At 39.5% G+C, this 26144-nt stretch carries 25 protein-coding genes and 1 tRNA gene; 15 read left to right on the top strand and 11 right to left on the bottom strand.

Translation table 11 applies throughout. From position 1 onward, the window contains the following. Positions 1–196 precede the first annotated feature (196 nt). Complete coding sequence (locus EAX61_RS08920; RefSeq protein WP_121917338.1) at positions 197–2650, bottom strand: alpha/beta hydrolase family protein; 2454 nt, start codon at positions 2648–2650, stop codon at positions 197–199. Between the two features lie 37 nt (positions 2651–2687). Continuing rightward, positions 2688–3314, bottom strand: a complete 627-nt coding sequence (locus EAX61_RS08915; RefSeq protein ID WP_236642015.1) for a DUF2306 domain-containing protein — start codon at positions 3312–3314, stop codon at positions 2688–2690. Positions 3315–3674: 360 nt separating this feature from the next. On the opposite strand from EAX61_RS08915, the gene EAX61_RS08910 reads away from it, so the two are divergent. Beyond that, complete coding sequence (locus EAX61_RS08910) at positions 3675–6701, top strand: class I tRNA ligase family protein (protein WP_121917337.1); 3027 nt, start codon at positions 3675–3677, stop codon at positions 6699–6701. Further along, complete coding sequence (locus EAX61_RS08905) at positions 6702–6974, top strand: SemiSWEET family sugar transporter (RefSeq protein ID WP_201739438.1); 273 nt, start codon at positions 6702–6704, stop codon at positions 6972–6974. Position 6975: 1 nt separating this feature from the next. On the opposite strand, the gene arfB is transcribed toward EAX61_RS08905, so the two are convergent. The 7 genes from arfB to EAX61_RS08870 all read right to left on the bottom strand — a co-directional run bounded on the left by arfB (position 6976) and on the right by EAX61_RS08870 (position 12345). Beyond that, on the bottom strand, positions 6976–7377 hold the full coding sequence (arfB, locus tag EAX61_RS08900) for an alternative ribosome rescue aminoacyl-tRNA hydrolase ArfB (RefSeq protein ID WP_121917336.1): 402 nt from the start codon (positions 7375–7377) through the stop codon (positions 6976–6978). A 20-nt stretch (positions 7378–7397) separates the two neighbouring features. Further along, positions 7398–8951 (bottom strand): DUF4301 family protein, encoded by a 1554-nt coding sequence (locus EAX61_RS08895; protein WP_121917335.1) that lies wholly within the window; start codon positions 8949–8951, stop codon positions 7398–7400. Beyond that, positions 8948–9508, bottom strand: a complete 561-nt coding sequence (locus EAX61_RS08890) for an AAA family ATPase (protein WP_121917334.1) — start codon at positions 9506–9508, stop codon at positions 8948–8950. Before EAX61_RS08890 ends, EAX61_RS08895 begins: the two co-directional genes overlap by 4 nt. Further along, positions 9469–10101, bottom strand: coding sequence for a nicotinamide riboside transporter PnuC (gene pnuC, locus EAX61_RS08885; protein ID WP_121917333.1), 633 nt, complete (start codon positions 10099–10101; stop codon positions 9469–9471). Before pnuC ends, EAX61_RS08890 begins: the two co-directional genes overlap by 40 nt. Beyond that, the gene (locus tag EAX61_RS08880; RefSeq protein WP_121917332.1) at positions 10085–10345 is read right to left on the bottom strand and encodes a hypothetical protein; all 261 of its coding nucleotides are present in this window, start codon (positions 10343–10345) and stop codon (positions 10085–10087) included. The genes pnuC and EAX61_RS08880 overlap by 17 nt, the downstream gene beginning before the upstream one ends. Positions 10346–10615: 270 nt before the next feature. Next, positions 10616–11575 (bottom strand): peptidase associated/transthyretin-like domain-containing protein, encoded by a 960-nt coding sequence (locus EAX61_RS08875; RefSeq protein ID WP_121917331.1) that lies wholly within the window; start codon positions 11573–11575, stop codon positions 10616–10618. A 17-nt stretch (positions 11576–11592) separates the two neighbouring features. Then, a complete protein-coding gene (locus EAX61_RS08870; RefSeq protein ID WP_121917330.1) occupies positions 11593–12345 on the bottom strand; it encodes a phosphoglycerol geranylgeranyltransferase in 753 nt (250 codons plus the stop codon). Between the two features lie 131 nt (positions 12346–12476). On the opposite strand from EAX61_RS08870, the gene EAX61_RS08865 reads away from it, so the two are divergent. From EAX61_RS08865 to EAX61_RS08835, 7 genes are all read left to right on the top strand, one after another. Continuing rightward, a complete protein-coding gene (locus tag EAX61_RS08865; protein WP_121917329.1) occupies positions 12477–13178 on the top strand; it encodes a zinc metallopeptidase in 702 nt (233 codons plus the stop codon). Positions 13179–13185: 7 nt separating this feature from the next. Continuing rightward, positions 13186–13707, top strand: a complete 522-nt coding sequence (locus EAX61_RS08860) for an STM3941 family protein (protein WP_121917328.1) — start codon at positions 13186–13188, stop codon at positions 13705–13707. A gap of 211 nt (positions 13708–13918) precedes the next feature. Further along, positions 13919–14236 carry a thioredoxin gene (trxA, locus tag EAX61_RS08855; protein WP_121917327.1) on the top strand — a complete coding sequence of 106 codons (318 nt, stop codon included), beginning with the start codon at positions 13919–13921 and terminating at the stop codon, positions 14234–14236. 287 nt (positions 14237–14523) lie between these two features. After that, the gene (locus EAX61_RS08850; RefSeq protein WP_347337925.1) at positions 14524–15096 is read left to right on the top strand and encodes a ClpP family protease; all 573 of its coding nucleotides are present in this window, start codon (positions 14524–14526) and stop codon (positions 15094–15096) included. A 61-nt stretch (positions 15097–15157) separates the two neighbouring features. Further along, positions 15158–15373: a hypothetical protein gene (locus EAX61_RS08845; RefSeq protein ID WP_121917325.1), complete on the top strand. Its 216-nt coding sequence runs from the start codon at positions 15158–15160 to the stop codon at positions 15371–15373. 62 nt (positions 15374–15435) lie between these two features. Next, on the top strand, positions 15436–16371 hold the full coding sequence (locus tag EAX61_RS08840) for a DUF58 domain-containing protein (protein ID WP_121917324.1): 936 nt from the start codon (positions 15436–15438) through the stop codon (positions 16369–16371). A gap of 146 nt (positions 16372–16517) precedes the next feature. Further along, positions 16518–16591: transfer RNA gene (locus EAX61_RS08835), tRNA-Asp, on the top strand. 310 nt (positions 16592–16901) lie between these two features. Here EAX61_RS08835 and EAX61_RS08830 read toward each other — a convergent pair. After that, positions 16902–17918, bottom strand: a complete 1017-nt coding sequence (locus EAX61_RS08830) for a helix-turn-helix transcriptional regulator (protein WP_121917323.1) — start codon at positions 17916–17918, stop codon at positions 16902–16904. Positions 17919–18096: 178 nt separating this feature from the next. Between EAX61_RS08830 and EAX61_RS08825 the strand changes: the two genes are divergently transcribed. Continuing rightward, on the top strand, positions 18097–19491 hold the full coding sequence (locus EAX61_RS08825) for an RtcB family protein (protein WP_121917322.1): 1395 nt from the start codon (positions 18097–18099) through the stop codon (positions 19489–19491). 266 nt (positions 19492–19757) lie between these two features. Here the strand turns inward: EAX61_RS08825 and EAX61_RS08820 are convergent, their stop codons facing one another. After that, positions 19758–20465: a hypothetical protein gene (locus EAX61_RS08820; RefSeq protein ID WP_121917321.1), complete on the bottom strand. Its 708-nt coding sequence runs from the start codon at positions 20463–20465 to the stop codon at positions 19758–19760. Between the two features lie 293 nt (positions 20466–20758). Here EAX61_RS08820 and EAX61_RS16465 point away from each other — a divergent pair, with 293 nt between their 5' ends. The 5 genes from EAX61_RS16465 (at position 20759) to EAX61_RS08795 (ending at position 25895) form a co-directional block, all read left to right on the top strand. Next, complete coding sequence (locus EAX61_RS16465) at positions 20759–20917, top strand: hypothetical protein (protein ID WP_161555214.1); 159 nt, start codon at positions 20759–20761, stop codon at positions 20915–20917. Between the two features lie 96 nt (positions 20918–21013). Continuing rightward, entirely contained in the window at positions 21014–22597 is a 1584-nt protein-coding gene (locus EAX61_RS08810) for a tetratricopeptide repeat-containing sensor histidine kinase (protein WP_147448354.1), read from the top strand. Further along, positions 22598–23263, top strand: coding sequence for a response regulator transcription factor (locus tag EAX61_RS08805; protein WP_121917318.1), 666 nt, complete (start codon positions 22598–22600; stop codon positions 23261–23263). It begins immediately after the preceding gene. Between the two features lie 294 nt (positions 23264–23557). After that, entirely contained in the window at positions 23558–23923 is a 366-nt protein-coding gene (locus tag EAX61_RS16545) for a hypothetical protein (protein WP_201739437.1), read from the top strand. Positions 23924–24149: 226 nt separating this feature from the next. Further along, the gene (locus EAX61_RS08795) at positions 24150–25895 is read left to right on the top strand and encodes a hypothetical protein (RefSeq protein WP_121917317.1); all 1746 of its coding nucleotides are present in this window, start codon (positions 24150–24152) and stop codon (positions 25893–25895) included. Positions 25896–26144: the final 249 nt, after the last annotated feature.

Below are 26144 nucleotides of genomic sequence, written 5' to 3'. Positions count from 1 at the left end.
ACAATAGAAACGCAGGAAGAGGGAATTGCGCTCATAAATATATGACAATAAGTGTGTTAAATGATAAATTTGTTACAAATTAGCATTTTTAAAACTTATTACGCTTTTGCGATACGCTAAAAACGTATTTATAAAAAGCAAAAAAAACCACTCAACATACGTCAAGTGGTTTACATTTTATAAAATAAGTAACTACTTAATTTTTCATTTCTTCTTCATCCTTAATCTCAGAAACTTCTCTATTTTTTACATACTTTTCTAGCCATTGGTCTTGCTCCCACAACATATGAAGTATAGACTCTTTGGCCGCATAGCCGTGACTTTCTTTAGGCAACATAACAAGACGGGCAGTTGCTCCAAGTCCCTTAAGCGCATTAAAGTAGCGTTCACTTTGTAGTGGGTAGGTTCCAGAATTATTATCGGCAATACCGTGTACGAGAAGTAACGGTGTTTTCATTTTATCTGCATGCATAAAGGGTGACATCGTGTTGTACACGTCTGGGGCTTCCCAGTAGCTGCGCTCCTCACTCTGAAAACCAAAGGGTGTCAATGTCCTATTATAAGCCCCACTGCGAGCAATACCGGCTGCAAAAAGGTCAGAATGCGACAGCAAGTTTGCCGTCATAAACGCGCCATACGAATGACCACCTACTCCTACTCTATTCCGATCAATGTACCCTAGTTCATCTACCGCATCTATTGCTGCTTTACCATTTGCTACGAGTTGCTTTCTAAAACTATCATTAGGCTCTTCATCACCTTCTCCTACAATGGGAAACGACGCATCATCCAGCACTACGTAACCACGAGTTACCCAGTAGAGCATACTTCCATAATAGGGATATGTAAACTCATTGGGGTTTGCTGTACTCTGCGAAGCACTATTCTTATCCTTAAATTCACGTGGATATGCCCAGAGTATCATAGGCTTTTTCTCCTTTTTTACTTTGTCATAACCTACAGGTAAGTATAAGGTCCCCGTAAGCTCGAGTCCGTCATCACGTTTATAGGTAATCACTTCCTTATGTACATCTTGAATACTTGCAAATGGATTGTCAAAAGCCGTAATCTGCTTTAACTTTCCGTTCTTGATATTGCGAACGTAATAATTAGGGTACTCCGTAGGCGACTCAATACGAACGAGTATCTCACCCTTTTTCATATCGATTGCCTCTTGTAAATTCTCTAGTTTATCAGTGTATTTTGACTCGTATAATCGCTTCGTTTGTTGTGTTTTGAGATTTACCTCATCTATAAATGGAAACTGTCCTTTATCGGTATACCCATCTCCCATTCGGTACGCTTTTCCCTTTACTAGCGTAAGAACATTGCGGCCAAATTCATTTTCCTGCGACATAAAGTCTCCGGGATCGCTGTACACATCTTGGTAATTCCGGTCTACAATCACTTTTCCCTCGTTGCTCCCGTCTGACGGATTAAAAAGGTATTGTTTTGTATTACGCGTGTTCCACCAGTAATCATAAGCAATTGCTGTGTTGTCGTCTCCCCATTCAATCCCACTAAAACGGTTTATGGTTTTTAATACTTTTTGTGGCGCTTGCGCGAAAGGAGCCTCTTGCATCCACACCTGATCTCTAAAAGCCACATCAATCTCTGGGTCACCACTATCTAAAACTTCGGCCCAAACCAGCGTTGCTGGCTTGTCATCACGCCACTGCATCGAGCGTTTTCCCTTGCGGGCCGCCATAAATCCTTTAGGCAACTCCTCGATAAGCGGCACATTATTTACTTCTTTTATCATCTTTCCATCCGTATCATAAATCACGGACACCTGGGGGAAGCGACGGTATGGCACGATATAAGAAAACGGCTTCTCGATAGTTGTTATCATCCAGTACTTCCCATCTGGAGAATCTGAAATCCCGCTATACATTGCTGCATCCATAAATGGAGTTGTCTTACCCTGCATATCAATCTTTACAAGAGCAGAGGTTGCCAGCTGTTCAAAGTTGAACACGTCATTTGGATTTTGTAATAGATCTTGATAGGTTCTATTTTGAGCCTTGGCACCGTCACTTACAGATATTGTAGGTCCTGTGGGTACTGCGGCGGCTGTGTTAATTAACTCCTTTCGCGAAAGCGGAATCATCCTAACCAGCAAAGCGTTACCATCCTTAAACCAGCGTATGGGATTTCCCATATTTGCATTGACCTTAGGTTCAGAAATTTTAGAAACCTGAGCGGTTGCCACATCTAGCACCCATACCTCAACACCGTTTGAAACCGTGTTTGTAAGTGCCATCTTGCTTTCATCTGGTGACCAACTGAAATTTGCCAGTTTCGGATTTGCTGGAAGTCCCTTTACCTGCATAGGAGCACCGTCCAGGCCTTTGATTTTAACGTTGTTGTAATAGGTGGTCCTACTCCCGATGTTCGTTTTTGGGTTGATACGTAGGCCTCCCAGTCTCAATTCTTCTTCAGATAGGGTGGCGATGTCTTTATAGCTATCACGGTAAAGTAAAAGCATTTTATTTCCTTCTGTATTCATTACCACTGTAGGTGTCCGAGGTACATCTACAAGATCCAGAATTTCTTTAGGAGGTTTTTGATAGTCGAGATTAACTTGTGCAATGACGCTCGATGTTGCAATTAAGAAAAATAGCAACATACTTTGGATTATAATTTTCATAAGGATTGATGTTTTTCCTAAAATTACAGAAAAGTAATTACAATGTACTGGGCAACGCTGAAACTCGCCATCTGGCAAACAAAATATTAGGCACCCAGCACAGCCAGGCTAGGTATGGATAGAAATCCATAAAGGTCATTCCAGAAGCGATGCCTAAACCAAGATAAATACGCAATGTCACCGCACTAAAACAAAATGCATAACTATATATCATCCATCGTTCGTGGGCTTTTATATTTACTTTTCTTACGGAGATATATGCCAATGCCGTTGTCCAAAGCCAGCCAATACCGAGCAATGTAAATCCAGAAACAGCGATCCATCCTCCAGTTGCATACCCCGCAACGACAAGTCCCGAAAGACCACTAATCATCACAGAAATAACATAGATTTTACCCAGCGTTCTATGCAGTTTGAGCCTACGCTGTCTGAGCTTTTTAAAAAACTGAGTACTACCCACAAGAAGCGCAACTCCACCAAAACTAGTATGAACGTAAAATATAGGTTTGTACCAAGCGCTATTTAAAAGTGCGTCTGCCTTACTTCGAAAGAGCCCATCTGCGCCAGGTATCAATGCAAAAGCAATAGGATATAAGCTAATGACAACAGCAAGAACCACCATAGTAATGATCCAGAATGGTATTTTCTTATTTCTCAATGCCATAGTAAATGTATAAAAAGCTTAAATATATAATTTTACGACAAATAGTAGTTAAAGGTTTAAAATCATATTGATATGAAATCGTCATAGTATTTAGTAATGGACAGTTTATTTCATATTTAAGTCAATTTTAGGTAATGCTTTCTTTGTGATCACTGTTACGCAACAAAATCTCATTCGGACTGCTGTATTATCCTCCAGCTTTTCCACGTAAATAATTGTAAATTTGCCCGCTTAAACAAGGCTTTTGCTATTCCTCCTAAACTTGTTTTAAGGACAGCAAAACCAGTACTAAATTAGTTCTGATTCTTGACTCTATTAAATCTTGAATCCCTTTCGCGCAAGCGGAAAAAACATAAAATTATGAAATACCACTTTAATGCAATAGAAGCCAAATGGCAGAAATACTGGGCAGAAAAAGGCACTTTTCACGCTTCTAACGAGAGCGAAAAGCCTAAATATTACGTGCTCGATATGTTTCCTTACCCATCTGGCGCAGGGCTTCACGTAGGGCATCCACTGGGATATATTGCGAGTGATGTATATGCACGCTACAAGCGGTTAAAAGGCTTTAATGTACTGCATCCACAGGGATACGACTCTTTTGGATTACCAGCCGAGCAATATGCAATCCAGACAGGACAGCACCCAGCCGTAACGACAAAAGTAAACATCGAAGGTGGTGTGGATAATCAAGGCAATACGATTGCAGGATACCGCGCACAGTTAGATAAAATAGGTTTCTCCTTTGACTGGAGTCGCGAGGTACGCACCTCAGATCCACAATATTACAAGTGGACACAATGGATTTTTATCCAACTGTTTGAGTCTTGGTACAATTATGATACAAATAAAGCAGAGGATATTGAAGATTTGGTTTCCGCTTTCGCGAAAGCGGGGAACGCACAAATAAATGCCGCTTGCGATGAAGGCATAGCAACCTTTACAGCCGAAGAATGGAATGCCTTTTCAGAAAAAGAACAACAAGATATCTTATTAGGCTACCGCCTCACCTACCTTGCCGAAACTGAAGTAAACTGGTGCCCAGCACTAGGAACCGTACTTGCAAACGATGAGATTGTAAATGGTGTTTCCGAGCGTGGAGGACATCCCGTAGTCCGAAAGAAAATGACCCAATGGTCTATGCGAATCTCAGCGTATGCAGAGCGATTATTACAAGGTCTAGAAAATATAGACTGGAGCGAATCCATAAAAGAAGTGCAGCGTAACTGGATTGGAAAATCGGTTGGTGCTCAAGTAAAATTCAAAATTAAGAATGATGTCCGTTCGAGCACAGTCGAGAACTCGTTTATAGAAGTATTTACCACACGTCCAGACACCATTTTTGGCGTTTCGTTTATGACCCTTGCGCCAGAATTGGATTTAGTTCACGAAATCACAACCCCAGAACAAAAAGCTGAAGTTGACGCTTATATCGAAGTCACTGCAAAACGCTCTGAACGTGACCGTATGGCAGATGTAAAGACCATCTCTGGAGCATTTACAGGTGCTTATGCTGAGCATCCATTTACAAAGGAGCCTATTCCTATCTGGATAGGCGATTATGTTTTAGCAGGATATGGCACCGGAGCCGTGATGGCCGTTCCTTGCGGTGACCAGCGAGATTATAACTTTGCAAAACACTTTGGGATTCCTATTCCTAATGTTTTTGAGGGCGTAGATATTTCTGAAGAAGCCTTTTCAGATAAGGCAGCGACCGTAATCACAAACTCAGATTTTCTTAACGGTTTAAAATATAAGAAAGCTGTAAAACTTGCCATTTATGAGTTAGAGAAAATAGGCGCAGGAACAGGAAAAACGAACTATAGATTGCGTGATGCAGTTTTTAGCCGTCAACGTTATTGGGGAGAGCCATTCCCAGTGTATTATAAGAATGGTATTCCTAAAATGATAGATGCGCAGCACTTACCTATCGTCCTCCCTGAAGTAGAAAAATATCTTCCTACCGAAGAAGGAGAGCCACCGTTAGGACGTGCCGATGTTTGGGCGTGGGATACAAAGAACAATAAAGTAGTTTCAAATGATCTTGTCCGTTCGAGCGCAGTCGAGAACTCCGAGGATAATGGAGTTTACCCTCTTGAGCTTAACACGATGCCCGGTTGGGCAGGAAGTAGCTGGTATTTCTTTAGATATATGGAAAAGGCAAAGCGCGATGAAGTTTTTGCCAGCAAAGAAGCACTGGACTATTGGGGCAACGTAGATCTATACATAGGAGGCTCCGAGCACGGTACGGGGCACTTATTATACTCTCGTTTTTGGGTGAAATTCTTAAAAGACAGAGGTTTTGTGGGTGTGGATGAGCCTTTCCAAAAGATGATCAATCAAGGTATGATTTTGGGGGAGAGTGCTTTTGCATATGGATGCAAAATAAAACTCTCGGACTCGGAAAGTAAAATAGAAAAATTTTTTATTTCAAAAAAGGATTATGAAAATCTTGAAAATGGAGAAACTCCAGCAGAATTAGAATCTTGGTTAGAAAAGAAATACGGAGATAAAAAGCAGTGGGATTTCGAAATAAACTATGACCCGAGAATAAAGGTCAGAGTTTTTCTTAATTTCCTAAAAGGATTTACGAATGAGCTAAACGTAGAGGACTTCAAAAACTCTGAAATGTTTAAACATTACAAAGATTTTCAAGTTATTTCCAAGGACGGAATTTATCTCGTTGAGAGAGAGATTGAAAAAATGTCTAAATCAAAAGGTAATGTGGTAAACCCAGACGAGATTTGCGAGCAATACGGAGCAGACACCTTACGTATGTACGAGATGTTCCTTGGACCACTGGAACAAGCAAAACCTTGGAATACCGCAGGAATCTCTGGGGTACACAACTTCCTTAAAAAATTATGGAAACTCTACCATTCTGGAGCAGACGAGTCTTTTAATGTTACGGACGAAAGCGCAAGCAAAGACAGCTTAAAGACCCTTCATAAAACCATTAAAAAAGTAGAAGAGGATATCGAAAACTTCTCATTTAACACTTCGGTTTCTACATTTATGATTGCAGTAAATGAGCTTACGTCTCAAAAATGTACTTCTCGTGCAATTCTTGAACCACTGGTTATTCTTATCGCACCCTACGCGCCACACATTGCTGAGGAGCTCTGGGAAAAACTGGGACACAATGAATCAATTTCGGAAGCAGTATTCCCAATTTTTGACGCAAGTCATCTCGTTGAAAGCACAAAGAACTATCCTATTTCATTTAATGGAAAAATGAAGTTCACGTTAGAACTACCTCTTGATATGTCAAAGGATGAAATCGAGAAAACGGTGATGGCACACGAGAAAACACAGATGTACTTAAACGGCCGCGAGCCAAAAAAGGTCATTGTGGTGCCTGGGAAAATTGTGAACATCGTAGGATAGATGCCTGAAATAAACAACATCGAAATCATAGGGCTCATTGCAGCCTTTCTCACTACAGCATCCTTTGTGCCCCAAGTATACAAGACTTGGAAAACAAAGGATGTTTCAGGACTGAGCCTACCTATGTTTTCTATGTTCACCCTCGGGATTATTCTGTGGCTTATTTATGGGATATACAGCAATAGTATATCCATTATTCTTGCAAACACAGTTACTGTTGTCCTGTCTTTTATGCTCGTTTACTTTAAATTAAAGTATTCAAAGAGAAAATAGTTTAGTACTCCGGCTTCTTCCTATTTGCCTTCTTCTCTGCGTGTTGCTTTTTGGCTTTCAGCCGTTTGAGCTTTGCCATTTTTGATGGACGACGCTTTTTCCGGATGATGGGTGGGATGATGGCCACTTCTAGGAGTGCAAAAAATCTTTTAGTAACATCATCTTTATTACGATGCTGGCTGCGGGAGTCCTGTGATGCTAGTTGGAGTTCGCCGTCTTTTGTAAGGCGGTGACTTAATCTTTCGCGCAAGCGGGAAATTTCATTTTCAGAAAAAGCTTGCGTATTTTCTAATGACCAGTACAGTTCAACTCTTGTACTTGTTTTATTTACGTGCTGTCCTCCAGCGCCACTACTGCGCGTCGCTTTATAGGAAAGTTCAGAAAGAAGTTGATTTTTATCCATCGTCTGGCAAAAGTAGATTTTTATTTTACCTGATGCGCAGGTTTCAATAAATCGTTCACCGTTTTTACAGGATTAAAAGTAATGAGTGGCACCTCAACAAAAATGGTGTTCCAATACGCCATAGCTCCGTTCCAAAGTCCGGGATGTTCTAATGCTTTTATCGGTTTTCCGTTTACAGTTTTTTCTGAAATAAAACCTGCCTTAGGATCTACAAATTTAAGTAGGTCATACTTTTCGCTTTTGTAATTCTTAATGCCACATACCACATCTACAGGATTAAAATGGGTCGATGCCTGAAGGATTTCTTGTTGTTTTTTGTTCTTTTTGTCTATCTGTACGCTTTCAATTATTTCTAGATTAATACGACCACTCTCGCGCTTTACCCAAAATGGCCCTCCGCCTGGTTCTCCCTCGTTGCGCACCATACCACACACACGGATGGGCCTATCTAACTGCTCACGCAGGTATTCGACCTGATTTTCAGGAGCGTATTTATTAAAATCTACGGCTAGTTTGAGATTAAAATCATCCTCTAGAAATTGTAGGATATCTTGAATTTGTTCTCCAGAGAGCTTAGGGCTTTCGTCCATCATTTTCAGAAAATGGAATACTCGCGATTGCAGTCCAATTAACTTACCTGCAAGGATTTTTTTACTTCGAGCCACCTCATTCTCAAAAGAATAGGTTACCACATTATCTATATTTTTTATAAAGATAATGTCTGCATCCTGCTCATTGAGATTTTTAATTAAAGCCCCGTGACCACCTGGGCGGAAGTGGATATCTATTCCGCTTTCGCGAAAAATGGAGTTATCTGGATGCACCGCCACCGTATCCGTGCTTTCAGCCTGAAAAGAGTACGTAACATCAAATCTTGTAGCTGTTTTTTTTGCAATACGAGATTGTGCGCGTTTAAAGGCAGCCTCAAATTTTTCCTTATGCTGTGGTGAGATTGTGAAATGCAATCTAGAAAGACCATCATTACAAGCATAAAGTGCTCCCTCAAAAAGATGCTCCTCAAACGCCGAAGCATTGTGACGCTTGTATTTGTGAAAAGGGAACAAGCCCTTGGGCTGGTTTCCGAGATCAAGCCCATCTTTTTCTAACATCATCTTTACAAAACGATAGCGATTTATATTGATATCGGTTTCTTCCTCTCCATACACTTCGACCAGCTTCTTCCGTACTTCTTTATAAAATGGAAAGCTGTCTAGTCCAACAAAAAACAAGCGTAAATCTTGGGCTTTCTTATTATTGATATATGCATTTACGGTTTGTTCCTCCGGATTAAAATCATCCAGAAATTGAAATAAGAATTTGAACATTCTCGTCGCTGCGCCAGAAGCTGGTGTGAACTTTAAGAGATTTAAGGAACTTCTATGCGATTCAAAAAGTGATATCAACTCCTCTTCCTGCTCTTTAGAAAACTTATGAATACCATTCCCAATCGTTGCAGGTTTTTGCAGATTTACAAAGGGGATTCCCGTTTGAAAAATGGCTAATTGCTTATCCAGCGTTTCTTCAGAGATTCCTTTTCTAGCAAGTTGCTCTTTATCTGAGGTTGTTAGTTTCAAAAGTTTAAGTTGTTTATTGACTGTATTGCCATCTTCATTCTCTCTTCCACACCTCCTTTTAACAGCACATACGGTCTATTATTGTCATCGAGAGCTGCTTTAAAATACGAAAACATTTCTTCTCGTCGCTCCGGCCTATCTCTCAAATCATCCTGAGTCCAAGGTGTGTCAATATAAGTAAGTAAATATAAATCGTATCTATTTTCTAGCGCGTATTTAGAGAGTAACGGTGGGCACCAGCCTTGATAATAGGCCTCGCTGTACACTTTGGTTGTGAGCAGATCCGTATCACATATAATTAGTTTTTTGGCGACTTGAACGGCTTGATTTTCTAATTTCATCTGTCCTGCGGCGATGGGTAATAAATCCTTTGGACGGCAGATTTTTTGTTCCCTTTCCCAGAGATCCTGCAGGTATTCCCGAGCATATTCTGGAACGAGAGGAGCGGTGTAATGCTGAGAAAGCTTTCGCGAAAGCGTACTCTTCCCACTACTTTCTGGCCCAAAGAGACAGATTCTTATGCAAGTACTGGGTTGTTGTTTAAGTGCTTTTTCCACGCGAGGTAGCCAAAAATGGCAATTATAGTAAATACAAAATATTGCAGGCTGGTAAAGGTATAGCCTTTATAAAAATAAAGCGGCACCGAAATCAAATCACCCACAATCCAAAATATCCAGTTCTCCAACTTGCGCCGTGCCATTAACCACATTCCAACAAAGAAAATTGCAGTCGTAATGGTATCTACATAAGCCACCCAACTCGTCCAGCGATCAAAAGCCGTATATACAATGGCGACAAAAATAAGTGTAGCGATAAATATGAGAACGCTATATTTTTTCTCCTGAGCTGTTGTTCTAGTAATTGGGGTCACGTGCGTATCATCTACTTTGCGTGTCCATACATACCATCCGTATATGCTCATTACAAAATAATAACCATTAATCATCATATCACCCAGCAATCCCCACTGATAGCAGAGATAGACAAAAATGATAGTGCTTATAATCCCAGTGGGATACACCAAAATATTATTGCGCTTACTGAACCAAACCGAAAGTCCACCAAAAATTACCGCTAATATCTCAAGCCAAATCTGATGCTCAGGATAATCTGCATATTGCCCAAAGAGGAAATCAAAAAACTGCGACATAGTCTGAACGGTCTGTTTTTACAATTTTAAGGTAGAAAAGGCCTATTCCTATTGCCTCAAAGCTTGTTTTTATTTCTCTTTTTAAAGTATCCATCACGAGATCGTACTCTCCATATACTTGAGTCGCCAGCGGATTCTCAATCACGGTCAATCCTGATGCTCGCAGTTTCTTTATAAACTCGATAATATGTGCTTCATAGTCGTCCTGAAGCGGGCTGAAGGTTAGGTCTACTGATATGTTCATATTAATTACCCGCGCAGGCGGGTATCTCTGTGTTAAAGTGCCCCAAACTCAGTCTCAAAACCAAGCTAGAGTCGGACATCTATTATTCAATATTTCTTTCTACCTCTCACCTCACTCGTCGGAGACAAAGCGCAGGCGGATATCTCTGTGTTAAAGTCCCCCAAACTCAATCTCAAAACCAAGCCAAAATCGGACATCTATCATTAAAATTAGTCGCTTTGTCACACCTGCAAGGTTTTCAAAACCTCGCCGGAGGACCCTAAATTATCATTACTCCTGATACACGTGCAACAATGCTCCCATCCCGTAATTGTTCTGTCCGGACTGGATGAGTTTACTATTCTCGTTGTACGTTCTATCAAAAACTTGCCATTTCTTACTATTAAAAAAAACACGTCTGACAAAGGTTTTCTGACCTGCCAACTCATCTGTAAATGGCAACAAGGGTCTAAAGGTGGTGGACACTTTGGTAATACCACGACGGGTCTTGATCTCGTTATACTTTTTAGTCTGGATGAGTTTTCCATCTGGGTCTGCATAGCCTAGCACCTGGAGCGATGCGTAAATTCCATCTTTGGGAATGAAGACATTGAATTTTTCAAGGTCCAACTCATAAATTTCATCGTTATCCTGGGTAACGTTGAAAACGATATCACCATATTTAATGGCTTTTCCTGGCAATCCATTCTCATTTGTATAAAACTGAATACGGAAAAGGGTCGAGAATTTCATATTTCCCTTTTTTCGGTATTCCTCTTCGGCATTTATGGGGAGAAGGAGTTTTGCGATTTTTGAAGATTTTCCATCTTGTCGCTGGAAAAATACCGCGACCTCACTTTCGACGGTGGGTAACCAACAGCTAAAATAATCAGTATGAGTGGTGGGCTTGAGTTTGCGCTTTTTAAACTTCCCTCTCTTCTCTGCAGTTAGGATGACTTCTGATAGCTGACTTGCTTCTGGGGCGAGTATTATAACCTTAGGCAATTCATCTGTCGCAAAACCTATATCCCGATACCCAATGGCCGAAATAAACAGCGAATCAATATCCTCATATTTATCCTTTGAGAAATTAAATTCTCCTTCTGCTCCCGCAAATGTACCTCGACCATCACCAAAGGAAATCGTAGCAAACGATACAGGATCGCTGGTAATGGAATCCTTAACAAAGGTCATTTGAGCCGTCATTAAAGCGGGAAACAAAAGAAAAAGAGAACGTAATAGATTATTCATAATACAAAAATAGGGGTTTAGACCGAGGTCTCATTCCAGCTATCTGTTTCAAAAGCCGTGCCTATTACGACAATATCCGCCCCAGCGTTATAGGCCAGTTCTAATTGTGCGCTCGACCGAATCCCGCCACCCACAATTAAGGGAATATCAACAGCATTTTTTACAGCTCGAATTACCGCTGGTTTTACAGGAAATTGTGCCCCACTTCCCGCTTCTAGGTAGATACATTTTTTTCCCGTAAACTGTCCGGCGAGGGCTGTTGCCACTATAGTGTCCATATCCTTTTGAGATAATGGTGCAGTCTCACTCACGCGTTGCACGGCAGTTTCTGAGCCTCCATCTATGAGCAAATATCCTGTTGGGATAACTTCAAGACCACTTTCTTTTGCGGGGATGGCGCCTTTTACCTGTTGTCCTATCAAGTATTCTGGATTGCGACCTGAGAGTAAGGAGAGGTATAAGATAGCATCTGCCTCCTTTGTGATTTGAGCATAATTTCCAGGAAAAAGAAGTACAGGCAAATTTGTATTTGCTTTAATGGCTAAGACAACCTTTTCGGTTTTATTTGCGCCATCCGTGCTTCCGCCTACAAGGATGTGTGTGGTTGTTGTGGGAATTTTTTTTAGGTACGCTTTCGCGAAACTTGTCCTGAGCGCAGTCGAAGTAGCGTCATCATCCTCTCCATCAAGAAATTTATCTGGATCTATGAGAATGGCCAATTGTTTTCCACCCTCGTCAATTGCGTTTACTATGTCATTATAAATTCTCACGGTGCTAAACTATGGAAAATGCCTCGCACGAAAATGACAAACTTTGTCAAACTGCCAAAATGGGTGTTAAAAGATTTGGCATTATTTCTGACAGATAGTTTGTAACTTTAAAATATCAAAAACAGAAAATTATGTTAGGAGGATATATGGGCTACTACATTATTGTAGGAGCAATAGGATTAGTAAGTATGCTCGTGAGCGGAAAGCTTAAAAGCAAGTTTGAACATTACTCAAAACTACACCTGCGCAACGGCCTCTCTGGCGCCGAAATCGCCGAAAAAATGCTCGCAGATAATGGTATTACAGATGTGCGCGTAGTCTCCGTCGCAGGAAGACTTACGGATCATTATAATCCGAGAGATAAAACTGTAAACTTAAGTGAAGCCGTTTATGCACAGCGCAACGCAGCAGCGGCTGCGGTTGCCGCGCACGAAGTAGGTCACGCAGTACAGCACGCGAGAGCATACAGCTGGCTTACAATGCGATCTAAACTTGTGCCTGTCGTGAGCATTTCATCTAAAATGTCACAATGGGTTATTATAGGTGGTATTATGCTTATGGCTACAACAGCCTTAGGTGGCACCATTGCCTTGATTGGATTAGGAATGTATGCGATGCAAACGCTTTTTAGCTTTGTGACGTTACCTGTAGAATATGATGCAAGTAACCGAGCGCTGGCCTGGCTAGAAGCAGAAAATATGGTAACACAAGAGGAGCACGCGGGAGCCAAGGATGCCTTAAAATGGGCAGCCAGAACGTATGTGGTGGCTGCGATAGGGTCGCTGGCGACGTTGCTTTATTTTGCGTTGCAGGTTTTGGGGAGCAGGAGATAATAACTAAATGGATGACAGCAAGCAGATTTCTATAGGCTTCAATAAACTGATGCTATCTCTTTATTTTCTGGGAAGTTTAGCGTTTGTAGCTATTGGGGTTCTTTTTATGATAAAAGGAGAATTTGGACTGGTTGTATTGGGGAGTTTTTCTGTTTTGTTTTTTGGAGCTGCGGGATTATCTGTGGGCATTAAAGCTTTAGGTTCTAAACCCGCAATTCAAATAGGGCAAAAAGGTATAGTAGATAATGGTAGTGGCGTGAGTGCTGGGTTCATTCCCTGGAATGATATCATTTCTATTAGAACATCTAATATGGCAACGCATCAATTTCTGTATATTCAGACTAAGGATAATCTAGCTTATATCAATAAACAGAAAAATTTTCTCAAACGATATATGATGCGGTTAAATGAGCGATATTTTGGCGGGGGTATCACCATCCCTACAAAACCTCTTGAAAAACCTGGAAATGAAGTTTATGAAGCCTTACAAAACGCTCTTTCAGAATATCACAGTCATACCACAGCGTGAGGGATAGAGCGGTATGTCTGAGCTCTCCGTAGGAAGCGAGTAGCGAAAGCCCGACCCGAGTCCCGAGCGTAGCGAGAGGGCGAGGGTCACGCCCACATCAGTACAGACAATGACCGCATAATCAAAGTTGATTAACGGGGTGTAAGCTTTGGATAAATTATTGACTAAGTTTGTATATTAATTAGAATTACAATTATTAAAAGATATAATTATGGCATTAGAAATCACAGATGCAACTTTTGAAGAGCAAGTATTAAAGAGCGATAAGCCAGTATTAGTAGACTTTTGGGCTGCTTGGTGTGGACCTTGCCGTATGGTAGGACCCGTGATCGAAGAAATCGCTACGGAATATGAAGGAAAAGCCGTTGTAGGAAAAGTAGACGTAGATGCAAATCAAGAGTTTGCCGCAAAATATGGTGTGCGTAACATCCCAACCGTACTAATGTTCAAGGACGGAGAAGTTGTAGGACGCCAAGTAGGAGTTGCTCCTAAAGCGACTTATGCAGAGGCTATCGACGGACTTTTATAGTCACTCGTACCACATAAGATTATCAAAAAGGTTTGGCGTAGTGCCGAGCCTTTTTGTATTTTAGTAAGCTACAAGTTTTGGCGGTTCGCTTTGGCGAAAATTTGAAATGTCACGACCAAAGCTATTTAAATTAAATGAATTTGAAAATTAATGAGATTTCCTCTTTGATGGAAATATAATGAGATTTCCGCCTTCGCTTTGTCTCCGACGAATGAGGCACGAATGAGAGGAAGACATAATAGAAATCCGCTTTTGCGGTAATTAAGATAGGATAAAGTAATAATAGGATACCCGCCTTCGCGGGCACAAGTATGGAAAAGAAAACAAAAGTACAGGACGCAATAGATAGCCAATTGTTAAACGACCGCAAGATATTCTTGTGGGGGCAGGTAGATGATAAAAGTGCAAAGCACGTCATAGATAGACTTTTATATCTGGATGCGCAAAACCACGATGAGATACAGCTATTTATTAATAGCCCAGGAGGATATGTGACTTCGGGGTTCTCTATGTATGATACCATCAAGATGATAAAAAGCCCTGTCTCTACAATATGTACAGGCCTTGCAGCAAGTATGGGTTCAATCTTGCTCTCTGTGGGAGAAAAAGGACGTCGCTTTATCCAGCCACACGCACGGGTTATGATACACCAGCCCTCTGGAGGAGCACGCGGACAAGCATCTGATATTGAAATTACAGCTCAGGAGATTTTAAAAACCAAGGAATTAAGTGCTCGTATTCTTGCCGATAATTGTGGGCAGGACTACGATAAAGTAATGAAAGACTTTAACCGTGACCACTGGATGGGCGCAGAAGAATCCGTTGCTTACGGCATTGCAGACGGGATTTTTGAAGGCTAAGAAGCTGTTAAAACGCACTGATACCTTAGAGGCGGCAATCCCTCCGATTTAAAACAAGCTTATGGAACTTATATTTATTATTGCTATCGTATTTTTTGCCTGTGTAGTTATTGCACTGCATCTGGCAGCGATGAAGATGTATGGAAAAAGCATAAGCAAGAAGGAGCGGAAAAATGGTATGTTTTATCACTGGAACTGGTTATTGCTCATAGGTGGTTTATCTACCGCGCTCCTCATCGGAGTTTTAAAATGGACTGGGATTTTAGGTTTGGTTTAGTCATTTCACATTTTACATTTCACAATACTCACTGCGCTTAAAAAGGAAGGTACTTCCCATCTATGGACATTAAACAGGAACTTAATAAAACATCTGGATTTGGCAACCTTGAGTTGCTTGCAAAGCAGGTAGTAGAGGGTTTCATTTCGGGAATGCACAAGAGTCCGTTTCACGGGTTTTCAGCAGAGTTTGCAGAGCATAAGATTTACAACCCGGGGGAAAGCACAAAGCACATCGACTGGAAGTTGTATGCGAAGACTGATAGATTGTATACGAAGCGCTACGAGGAAGAAACAAACCTGCGCTGTCATCTTATCCTAGACAATAGTAGCTCGATGCACTTTCCTCACGTTAAGGAGCACAGCGTGTCAAATCTCAATAAGATCAGTTTTTCGGCACTAGCGAGCGCTGCAATTATGAATTTGATGAAAAAACAGCGAGACGCTGTTGGGATGAGTATTTACAGTGATACTTATGAGTTTTATACTGGCGAAAAGGGCAGTGATAGGCATCATCATATGTTGCTGGATCAACTCAATGGGGTTCTGGATTCCGCTTTCGCGAAAGCGGAAAAAAAAACCAACACCTACGCACACCTCCACCTCATCGCCGAAAAGTTAAAAAGGCGTTCTCTCGTTTTTCTTTTCTCAGATATGCTACAAGACGATGTGGAACAGGAACAGCTCTTTGAAGCACTACAACATTTAAAATACAATAAGCACGAGGTGTTGCTTTTTCACACCTACAGTAAGGAAAAGGAATATAATTTTGAGTTTAGCAATAGTCCAAAGAAATTTGTAGATGTAGAAAGTGGTGAGTCCTTGAATCTTTATGCAGATAACATAAGGGACATTTACACTGCAGCTATTGAAACTTACTTTAAAAACCTGCAATTACGCTGTGCTCAGTACCGTATAAAGTATATTCCTGCGGTTATCGAAAAGGGGTTTGCGCCTATTCTGACCACCTTTTTGGTAGAGCGTCAAAAATTTGTGTAAAAAGTTTATTTTTTTGTTTGTGCAATTAAAAAAGGCGTGTATATTTGCACCCGCAACAAAGCAAAAGCGAGTTGCATCTTTAAGAAATTAGAGTTGAAATATTGAAAACATTAAGACATACTCAAAGTCTCAAAAAGTGGAGTAACGGTCTGGTAGTTCAGTTGGTTAGAATATCTGCCTGTCACGCAGGGGGTCGCGAGTTCGAGTCTCGTCCAGACCGCATAATTAAGCCCTCACTCGAGGGCTTTTTTTTTAAGGTGTTGTGTTGGCCACGTCACACGTGGTAAGGATTTGTAGTTGAATCCGATGAGAAGCTTTTCCTGTTTGGAAAGGCTTTTTTTGTTTTATCCGTGACGCGATTCTAATACAATTTCATTTTTAAACCCTAGGTCCAGATTTGCTTATATTCTTGCTACCATAAAATTCAGGGAAGTTTTCTGCAACTTTATGATACCTGAAAAGTCAAAAGCAGCCTTAGGAAGTGGCACTTGTATTTAGGGTAGGCTTTCGCGAAAGCGCAACAAAAAAAATCAATTACGCTCATAACACTTTAGCCCTTCTCTAAACTTATTTCGCATCCGGCGTCTTAGCTGGCGCGGTGCTAAAACCTCAAGTGAATCTCCAAAACCTAGTAAGAGTCTTTCCAACTCAAAATTGAGATGAACTCGTATCTGAAAGGTAACACTCCCATCACGATGTTTCTCTACCAATTGCTGTGAAGTATGAAACGGTTTTGTTTCAATATAAGGAGCGTTTTGTTTATTCACTTTAAAAATGACGTTTTGTAGCTGAGCATCGTTGAGAACCGTTACGCCAATGGTGTTCGCATAATATTGATCTGCACGTATTTCTGATGACTTGTAAGGGACTGTAAAGTCATAGTCAACCCCCATTATCCTATCCAGCGCCAGCGTCAAAACTATATTGCTCCCAGCACGTTGCCCAACAAGAAACCAGCGATTATTAAACTCCTTGAGGAAATGAGGGTGAAAAATAAATGTCTGAGGTACTCTAGCCTTGAAAGATTGATACATTAAATCTAGAACCACCTCTTTCAGTATGGCCTGATATAATTCATCAAGGAGCTCTAAACCTTTGAGGTCAGTATTCTTATCGAGATGAATTACTGCAGGTTTCTTATGTCGTTCGGTATAAATCTTATCCTCTAACTTATTAAAGATTCCTTTAAACTCATTAAATAAAGAAAAATCTTGGAACTGGCGCAGCATATCCATGGTTTCAGATAGCACATTCATATCATTCTCTGTAAGCGGAATATTTGTAATACTATAATTAGGGTCTGAATAGTGATAAAATTTCCTCTCATAAACTTCAATGGGTGCATTATATCCTAGCTTATCGCTACGTAGCATCTGTATATCCAGCTGTACCGTTCGTGTACTTACGTTTACATCTCTACCCTCAAAGTCATAGAGCGCATCACTACAAGCCTCTATTAAGTCTTGAAGTGTCCAGTCGCGCATCCTGTTTTGCAAACACTTATCTATGGTTTTATAACGTATGAGCGCATTTTTATTTATTGCCATATTTAAAAATATATTGTGAATCTAGAAAATTAATTCTACTACGCAAAAAGATTGCGTAGTAGAATGGAAATATTTGTACAGAGAAAGAAAGAAGGTTGTTTTTGGAATGAGACCTTCTTTTTAAAAAGTAGTGCTCCGTCACTCAGAGGAAGTGGCGGAGCTTATTAAAATCAAAATTATGAAAACAGCAACAATCATTACAGGTAAAGACATAAGAGATATGGGATTCCCTCCTGGGAAGTGGTACCGATCTGCCATTGTCCATATTAACAACAATAACTTATCTAAGAAAGATATTGAAGCATACCTAGAGCAATTTAAATTACCACCGTCACAACCGCTTTTTGAGGAACCTGTGGCATACAATCTCAATATTTCAGCAGATAATGAATTGGAAGAAGAGAACATTGCTAAGGTAAGAGAAACTATGGACGCTGTAATGCGTACACCTACAGTAGTGGGTGGCTCTGTTATGCCAGATGCCTGTCCTGCCGGCCCTGTGGGAACCATTCCTGTAGGTGGTGTAGTTGCTACAAAAAATGCTATACACCCAGGAATGCATAGTGCAGATATTTGTTGTTCTGTGATGCTTACGGATTTCGGTAAAGCGCATCCTAAAACAATTTTAGACGCCGCACAAGCAACAACCCATTTTGGCCCTGGAGGTCGCCCTCGAGGACAGCAATTTAAACTGCCAGATGATTTAAAAGCAGCCTTTGAGGCAAACGACTTTTTATTTGATCAAAAGTCCCTCTCCATTGCTCAAGAACACTTGGGCACACAAGGTGATGGAAATCATTTCTTGTTTGTGGGGAAATCTGCTAAAACTGGCAATACCATGATGATCACGCATCACGGTTCACGTGGCCCGGGTGCCAGATTGTACAATAAAGGAATGGCTGCGGCTGCACGTTTTAAAGCGATACTCTCTCCTGAGACTTTGCGTCAAAATGCGTGGATACCCTTTGACACAGAAGAAGGTCAAGATTACTGGGAAGCGTTGCAAACTATTAGAAAATGGACGAAGCTCAATCACGAACTTTTACACGATGCAGTTGCCGAAAAAGCTAGGGCTGTTAAGGAAAATAGATTTTGGAATGAGCACAATTTTGTTTTTAAAGATGGCGATATCTTTTACCACGCAAAAGGTGCTACACCGCTAGATGCTAAGTTTATGCCTGATATAACTGGACCTCGATTAATACCATTAAATATGGCTGAGCCCGTTCTTATCGTAGAAGGACCTACGACAGCAACAAATCTAGGCTTTGCTCCTCACGGTGCAGGGCGTAATATGAGCAGGTCACAACACAAGCGTAATCTAGACCACCTAACAAATGAAGAAATCTTTGCTAAAGAAACCAAGGGAATAGACGCCCGGTTCTTTTCTAATGAGATTGATATTTCTGAATTGCCATCTGCGTACAAACCCGCAACGGCAGTTCGTGAGCAAATGGATACATTTGGGCTAGGAACTGTACTAGACGAAGTGATGCCCTACGGTTGTATTATGGCTGGAGATTGGCAAAAAAATGCACCTTGGAGAAAGAAGAGAAGAAATCGTCGAGATTAGAATTATATAATTGTCTTTGGAGTGACCTATCTTTTGATGGGTCACTTTTTTTTCTGATCTAAGCGCTCTAGATATCCATTTGGGCACACACTTTATTAATAGATTCAATACCTTCTCCTCTATATTTTCTACTACATATGTAAAGCCTAGCAAGTCCTGTTTTTTCTTATTATTTATCAATCGAGCCGATTAAATATTATATTCTGCTCCTAATGGTTTGCGCTCTCTATAAATTCAAAATTATAAACACTTGGGACGGCACTTTTTTATTCTGCGCATAAATATTTCTTAATCATATATATGGTAATAGGCTTTAATGATTTACCTGTTTCGGGATGTTGAGCTAGATCTGTAAAGAACTCTAACTCTTTATCGTTATTCTTTCCGTACCAAAACCGAGGATTACCAGCTTTTGTAAAAAATGTAGTATCACAAGTGAGCACTACTTTTCTAAAATTATCTAAACGTTCTTCTTTATAAAGTTTTAATCTCCCTTCTTTGAGCATTATTCTGTCAAAGGGAACCTCAACATATTGATTTTCTTGCCAGATCATCCATCGTTGCTTATTTGAAAAGAAATAAATACTTGACCCGACCAACATTACCAAAGCTAAAAGAGCAATCCACTTATAGTGCTTAACAGATTGTTTAGACTCGTTATCCTCTTGCTGTACTTTTTCCTCGGGTGAATGCGCTTCCCTTTCTCGAATATAATCTGCATAAGTCTCAAATCCCAGATACATACATAACGCATTTAGCACATCTGGCTGAAGGATCTTTACTGTTTTGGTTTTATCTAATGCATCATTGTGAGCATTGCGCAGACTTCTTGCACTAAAAGGAATTGTACTATAATCAGCAATATAAGCTTCAATACATTTTGAAGCCTTATTTACGGAAGGCTCTATTCTTGTTTTTTTGAATTCTTCTGTTTTTGCTTTCGCGAAAGCGGATAAAATAATATCCCTATGCATAATCAATAATTCTAAGTTCCTACCTACTCACCTATGGAAATTTTATGGAAACTCTTTTCCATATAAGTTCTACGGCTTTTCCATTTCTTTTTTCTCTTCCGTGCTTTATTTGCCTCAGGAATGATCTCATAAATCAATGCTATCTCCAGAGAAGTATTGCACTGATTTTACAGCTCATTTACTTCTCAGACCGAAGACGGCGCCTCTTCATTTTTTAAGCACGATTCACTTCGTCCAGTACAATATGAACAATCTGGATAGCCACAGCTATGTCCAGTATAAAGAAAAACAAAATGCAAAAATTAAATATCATTATCATTACGAGTTTCCTCATTTTAGGAATATTTTCCTGTACACCAGAAAAGGCTTACGAAGGATTTAATCCGCAAGCGTGTTGCGGGGAGGAGATACCTATCCCTCCACCGCCTCGAGACACTATTCCTAATAACTAACATCTAAAACCTAGAAATACCTATTTTAGAGGAATGAATAATAGACCCCATTCATTCCTCTTTTTATTGTTTATCATATTTTGCTATAGCACCAAATTGCTTAGCCAAGAAAAAACTGAAGGATATTACTACAAGAAAGTAACAAAGCCGCAATCTTCGCAAGATCTCATAGAAGGATATCGCTACTACAAAAATGTTAAAGAAGAGAGCAAGCAGGAACAAGATACTACCGCTTTAGTTTATGCTTTAAATATGATAACAATTTCTCAAATGGGAATAGGTGCTTACTATGATGCAGAGAGTTCTGCAGTTGAAGCCTTGGAGACTATGGATAATTATAATGGAGATCCAGCCACTATAAAGGCTAATAGAAAGTCTGCTTATGCAAACCTAAGTATCATCTACAATAATCTTGAGAAAAGACAGGAAGCTATTGGACGTTTTAAGGATGCTCTGGCCTTTGCAGAAAATGCAAAAGACAGCTCTAACTTGTATAATAATATAGGTGCCAGTTATGCTCAAAAAAAAGATTATGCAAATGCCAACACTCATTTCAAATTAGCCTATGAAAGGATAACAACTACGACAGATACCCTGTCTAAGGCGATTGTCTTAGATAATTGGGGAGCTACTCAGGCAAAACTCAATAATCCCGACGGTTTTAATAACTTAAAAATAGCGCTACGTCTTAAAAAACGAATTAAAGCACAAAGCTATTTATATTCTAGTTACAAGCACTTATCAGAATATTATAAAGACCTTGGAGAAGAAGAAATCTCAAGAATGTATGCAGATTCTGGATTAACAGTTGCAGAAAAGTATTCTGCACAGTATAGGCAAGATGCGCTCTATAATAAGTTATCATTAAATAGTGATCCTGATCTAACAGCCTATCTTAAACTAAATGATAGTATCGCTATTGCAAAGTTGCTTAATGAGAACAAATACGCTAGCGCAAAGTATAATCTTAATATCGAAAAGGAAGAAAAAGAACGCGCCCTGCTCCAAAGTGCTGTTGCTAAGTCAAAAACGAGAACCTATCAGTTTATCGTAATTCTTATTATTATTGCGGCAACCTCACTCCTTATTATTCTCATTATAAGGCACAGAAAAAAACAAATAGAGCAAGTATACATCACCGAAACTCGAATTTCTAAGCGCGTACACGACGAGGTGGCTAACGATATTTATAGGATAATGGTTAAGCTACAGACAAGCCCAACGGAGGTAGGTTATCTAATGGATGATTTAGACAGAATTTATAATAAAACTCGAGATATTTCTAGAGAAAACAATATGATAAATGTAGCGGGGGATTTTCGGCAGTTGCTCAACGATTTGTTTTTAAGTTACAAAAGTCCCACACTCAATATTATTACAAAATATGATGGCCAACTACAATGGGATGAAGTATCAGACTTAAAAAAGATGACAATTTATAGGGTATTACAAGAGCTCATAACGAACACTAAAAAACACAGTCAGGCAGGGATTGCCCTTATAGATTTTTCAAAAACTGGTAAAAAAATAGCAATTCTGTATAAAGACAATGGTGAAGGTGGGATGCTCAAAAGTAAGAATGGCCTTCAAAATGTGGAAACCCGTATTGAGGCTCTTAATGGAACCATTACTTTTAACTCCGAAGCTAACAAAGGTTTCACAGCACTTATTACTATTTAAATGTTCAACAAAGTTTTAATAGCAGATGACCTAGGCAGCATAAATGATGGTGTACTTGGGTTATTGCAGAAACTGGGTATAAATGATATTGTCCAAGTACAATACTGTGATGAGGCATATCTTAAGATTAAGGAAGGTCTGCTTAAAAAGGCACCTTTTGACCTTTTAATTTCTGACCTTTCCTTTGTGGCAGATTATCGTAAACAGACCTTTACTTCTGGTGATGCACTTGCAACAGCAATAAAAAAAGAGCATCCTGAACTTAAAGTAATTATATATTCTGTTGAGGATAGGTTTCAACGCATACGGCATCTTTACAATGAGATACGGGTAGATGCTTATGTAGGCAAGGGAAGAACAGGATTAAGCGATCTGCAAAAAGCGGTACAAGATGTTTTTATAGACAAAAGGTTTATCTCTCCAGCGATATCGCAGGCACTCTCCCCTACTCAAGACCTCGAGATCACAACGTATGACATCCGCCTTCTTAAATTACTCTCTCTAGGACACTCACATCAATCTATGAGTACTCAGCTAGAAGCCTTAAACATTACTCCAAGTGGTGTAAGCTCCATCGAAAAACGGATTAACGGGCTAAAAATGCAATTTGGCGCTCAGAATAGAGTGCATCTTATCTCGCTTGTAAAAGACTTGGGATTGATTTGATTTTACGCTTCTGCGATTTATTCTAAATTTCAGTTAAGCTTGAAGTTATTAAAAATGTATCTAACAACAACTTATACTTATTTTTTAATCGAAGATACAAGTATATCACATCCTTTACGGGAACCCGTAAAAGATGTAATAAAGAATATACTAATCTTGTTACGGTTCAATTGTTAGGGGCTTTGAACCAATTTTGATTTTTAGAGGGTGCACGGTCGCCCTCTATTAATCTTAAGCAAAGTTTCTCCTATTGAAGTAACATATAAATGCTTTCACCTTTAAGAGACTATTGTGATGAAAACCTTACAGCTATTATTGTTTGTAATCTCTGTCTCGCTAGCAACTAGTGTACGTGCACAAACTGTTTACAAAACAAAAACCGGAGAAAAATATCATACCGAGACGTGTCATTATCTCAACAGATCGAAGGCCGCTATAGCCCTTCATAAAGCAATAGAACTTGGATATACTGCCTGCGCTGTTTGTAAACCCAATAAAGTGACAAAAAAGACACACAACAACCATCTATCGAAGACAAGTTCATTTACAAAAGCATCTACTACGAGGACTATCGCTGTAAGGTGTAGCGGCCAGAATAAAGCTGGGAATAGATGTAAGCGAAAGACAAAAAGTGCAAATGGCAGATGCTACCAGCATTAAAATATTCCAACATTCTTTTCTAAAGTCAGAGATCCACAACTCCTTTTTATTGTGAACTTTTAGTAAACTATTTTACTCATCGCTGTGCAATTGTTATTTGAGGCATTTATTAAATGTATCTGGCAAAGATTAGGAGAAAAATTATATCCAAAGTACCCAATATAGGGTACATATTACAGCTCATTGTTTCTTATGTTTACAACGTAACCACCCAAAACCATTTCTCATGAGACCTCTAATACTGATTTTTATTTTCTTTATGAGTTATCAAATTATAGGGCAAACTGATATACTTACCCAAGCGCAGATAGACCTAGTGGCTAAAAGTGCCCTTTTTAAAATAAAAAAAGACGATTATAACAGTAAAGTCCAAGAGTACAACAACCTCAAAATATCTCAAGAATCGCAACGACTACGCTTACAAGCTTCACTTATAGATGTAGAGAAAGAGATATCTCAAATTCTAGACTCAGCAATTATTGCTTACAAATTTTATAATCAAGAAGGAATCTCTAAAGATAAGTTGAATAGCTTTTTTTTGATTCCTGAAGATCTTTCTGATCTATCTAGACCATACAAAGATCAAGCGCTAGAGATTGAGTTTTCTGATGATACGGGACTTATAAGTTCTAAGGCGTACGCACAAAAAATAAGTAAAGATTTTAGCTACCTTATATTAGGTGAAAATTCTCCTCAGCAAGGCCTGAGTGCTACGCTTAATGAAAAAGGAAGTTCTATAAAATTAAATGGTCTTTTGAGAAAAGGACTGGGTAGTATTATCTCTCTTGAAGCAGATCTTGCATCTACAAATGGAGTTTATTTTTTTGATGAAGAAAAAGGTGGGCAAAAGGGAAAAATTACGGTAAACTATATTAAAACACTCAAAGGCTGGTCTTTTTACACCCCAAATGAAAACACAAAAGAAATTATACATTATCAAATTGAAGAGCTTGTAGAAACTGCTTATTCTGATTACTACAATCTTTACAACTTATTAAAAAAAGCTACTAGTGATGGGGAAGATCCTAGATCTACAAAAGGTCTAAATGAAACAGACGTGGCGCAAGAAAAGGAAGTAAACAAAACTATATGCACCGTGTCGGAATCTTATATAAATATTCAGCAAGCCGTTGCTTTTAATAGGTTAAAAGTTCGCCCTTTTAAAGAAATACCCTATGAAAAGGGTAAGGATAACAAAGGGAAAACTACCTATAACACATCCAAAATACGCAAGGAGCTTGCAGATAAAAGCAAGTATATTACAGAGAGTCTAGAACAAAAAATTATAGCCGTAGAATTAAAGGAAGCCGCATCTTCTTGGACTATAGAGCATCTAACCTTTTACGGTTTTAGCCCTTTTTATCAGAGAGAAAGTTTTAAAAGGTTCACTTATGACTCAACACTTACATTTAACGAAATGTTTAATGATGAAAGGGGAGATATTTACGGTGGGAGTATCTTTTTTAGTCACAATATAACTTGGGGTAAGACTAGAACAAGACGCGCCTTTGCCAGAGCTACGACGGCAATGGCTAGAGCATCAAATATCTCAACCTTCAGCAATAGCACTTTAAACTTTACTAGTCCCGTAGGTAATGATGCTGAAGGAAACCCCATAGTTTTGAATGCCACAAACACCGCATTTACAGGTAATGCCACTTACGAATACGGGACTTCTAATAGCTTCAATATAGAGGCTTATATTTATCCTTTTAATATACCCATCGGATTTTTTGGAAATATTGGGTATGAATACATCAACTTTAGTAGAAAAAAAGATGTTACCGATAAAGAATTATCACCTTTACGGGCAGGTATCATTTATAATATTGCAAATAAAACAAAAGACAAGCCGCTTCTTGTACTTCAAGCATTTTTTGATCGGACAGATCTCAGCCTAAGTCCCAATGGCAACGATGATGACTTACGATTTGGTTTCGGAATTGGACTTCCGATAAATCTAAAACAATAAGGAATAGGGTTATTTGTAGGGGTATGGTTTTACAGTCAAATCGCTAAAATAGCTTTTATGTAATTTCTACTGCAATTCTAGTACAATTGTATCTTAACGTTCCACACTTTATATTTATAGCATACTGATCTTCATAATTTTTGAAAAACCTCTTTGTTTTCAAGACCCATCAAAAGACGGTAAAATTAAAAAAGAGACCTTAGTGCGTAAGACCTCTTTTTGAGTACGCTTTCGCGAAAGCGGAAAAAA

The organism is Dokdonia sinensis (assembly GCF_003688895.1).
In the GTDB taxonomy this organism is placed as follows: Bacteria; Bacteroidota; Bacteroidia; order Flavobacteriales; family Flavobacteriaceae; genus Dokdonia; species Dokdonia sinensis.
This window is presented reverse-complemented; position numbering and strand designations above follow the sequence as displayed.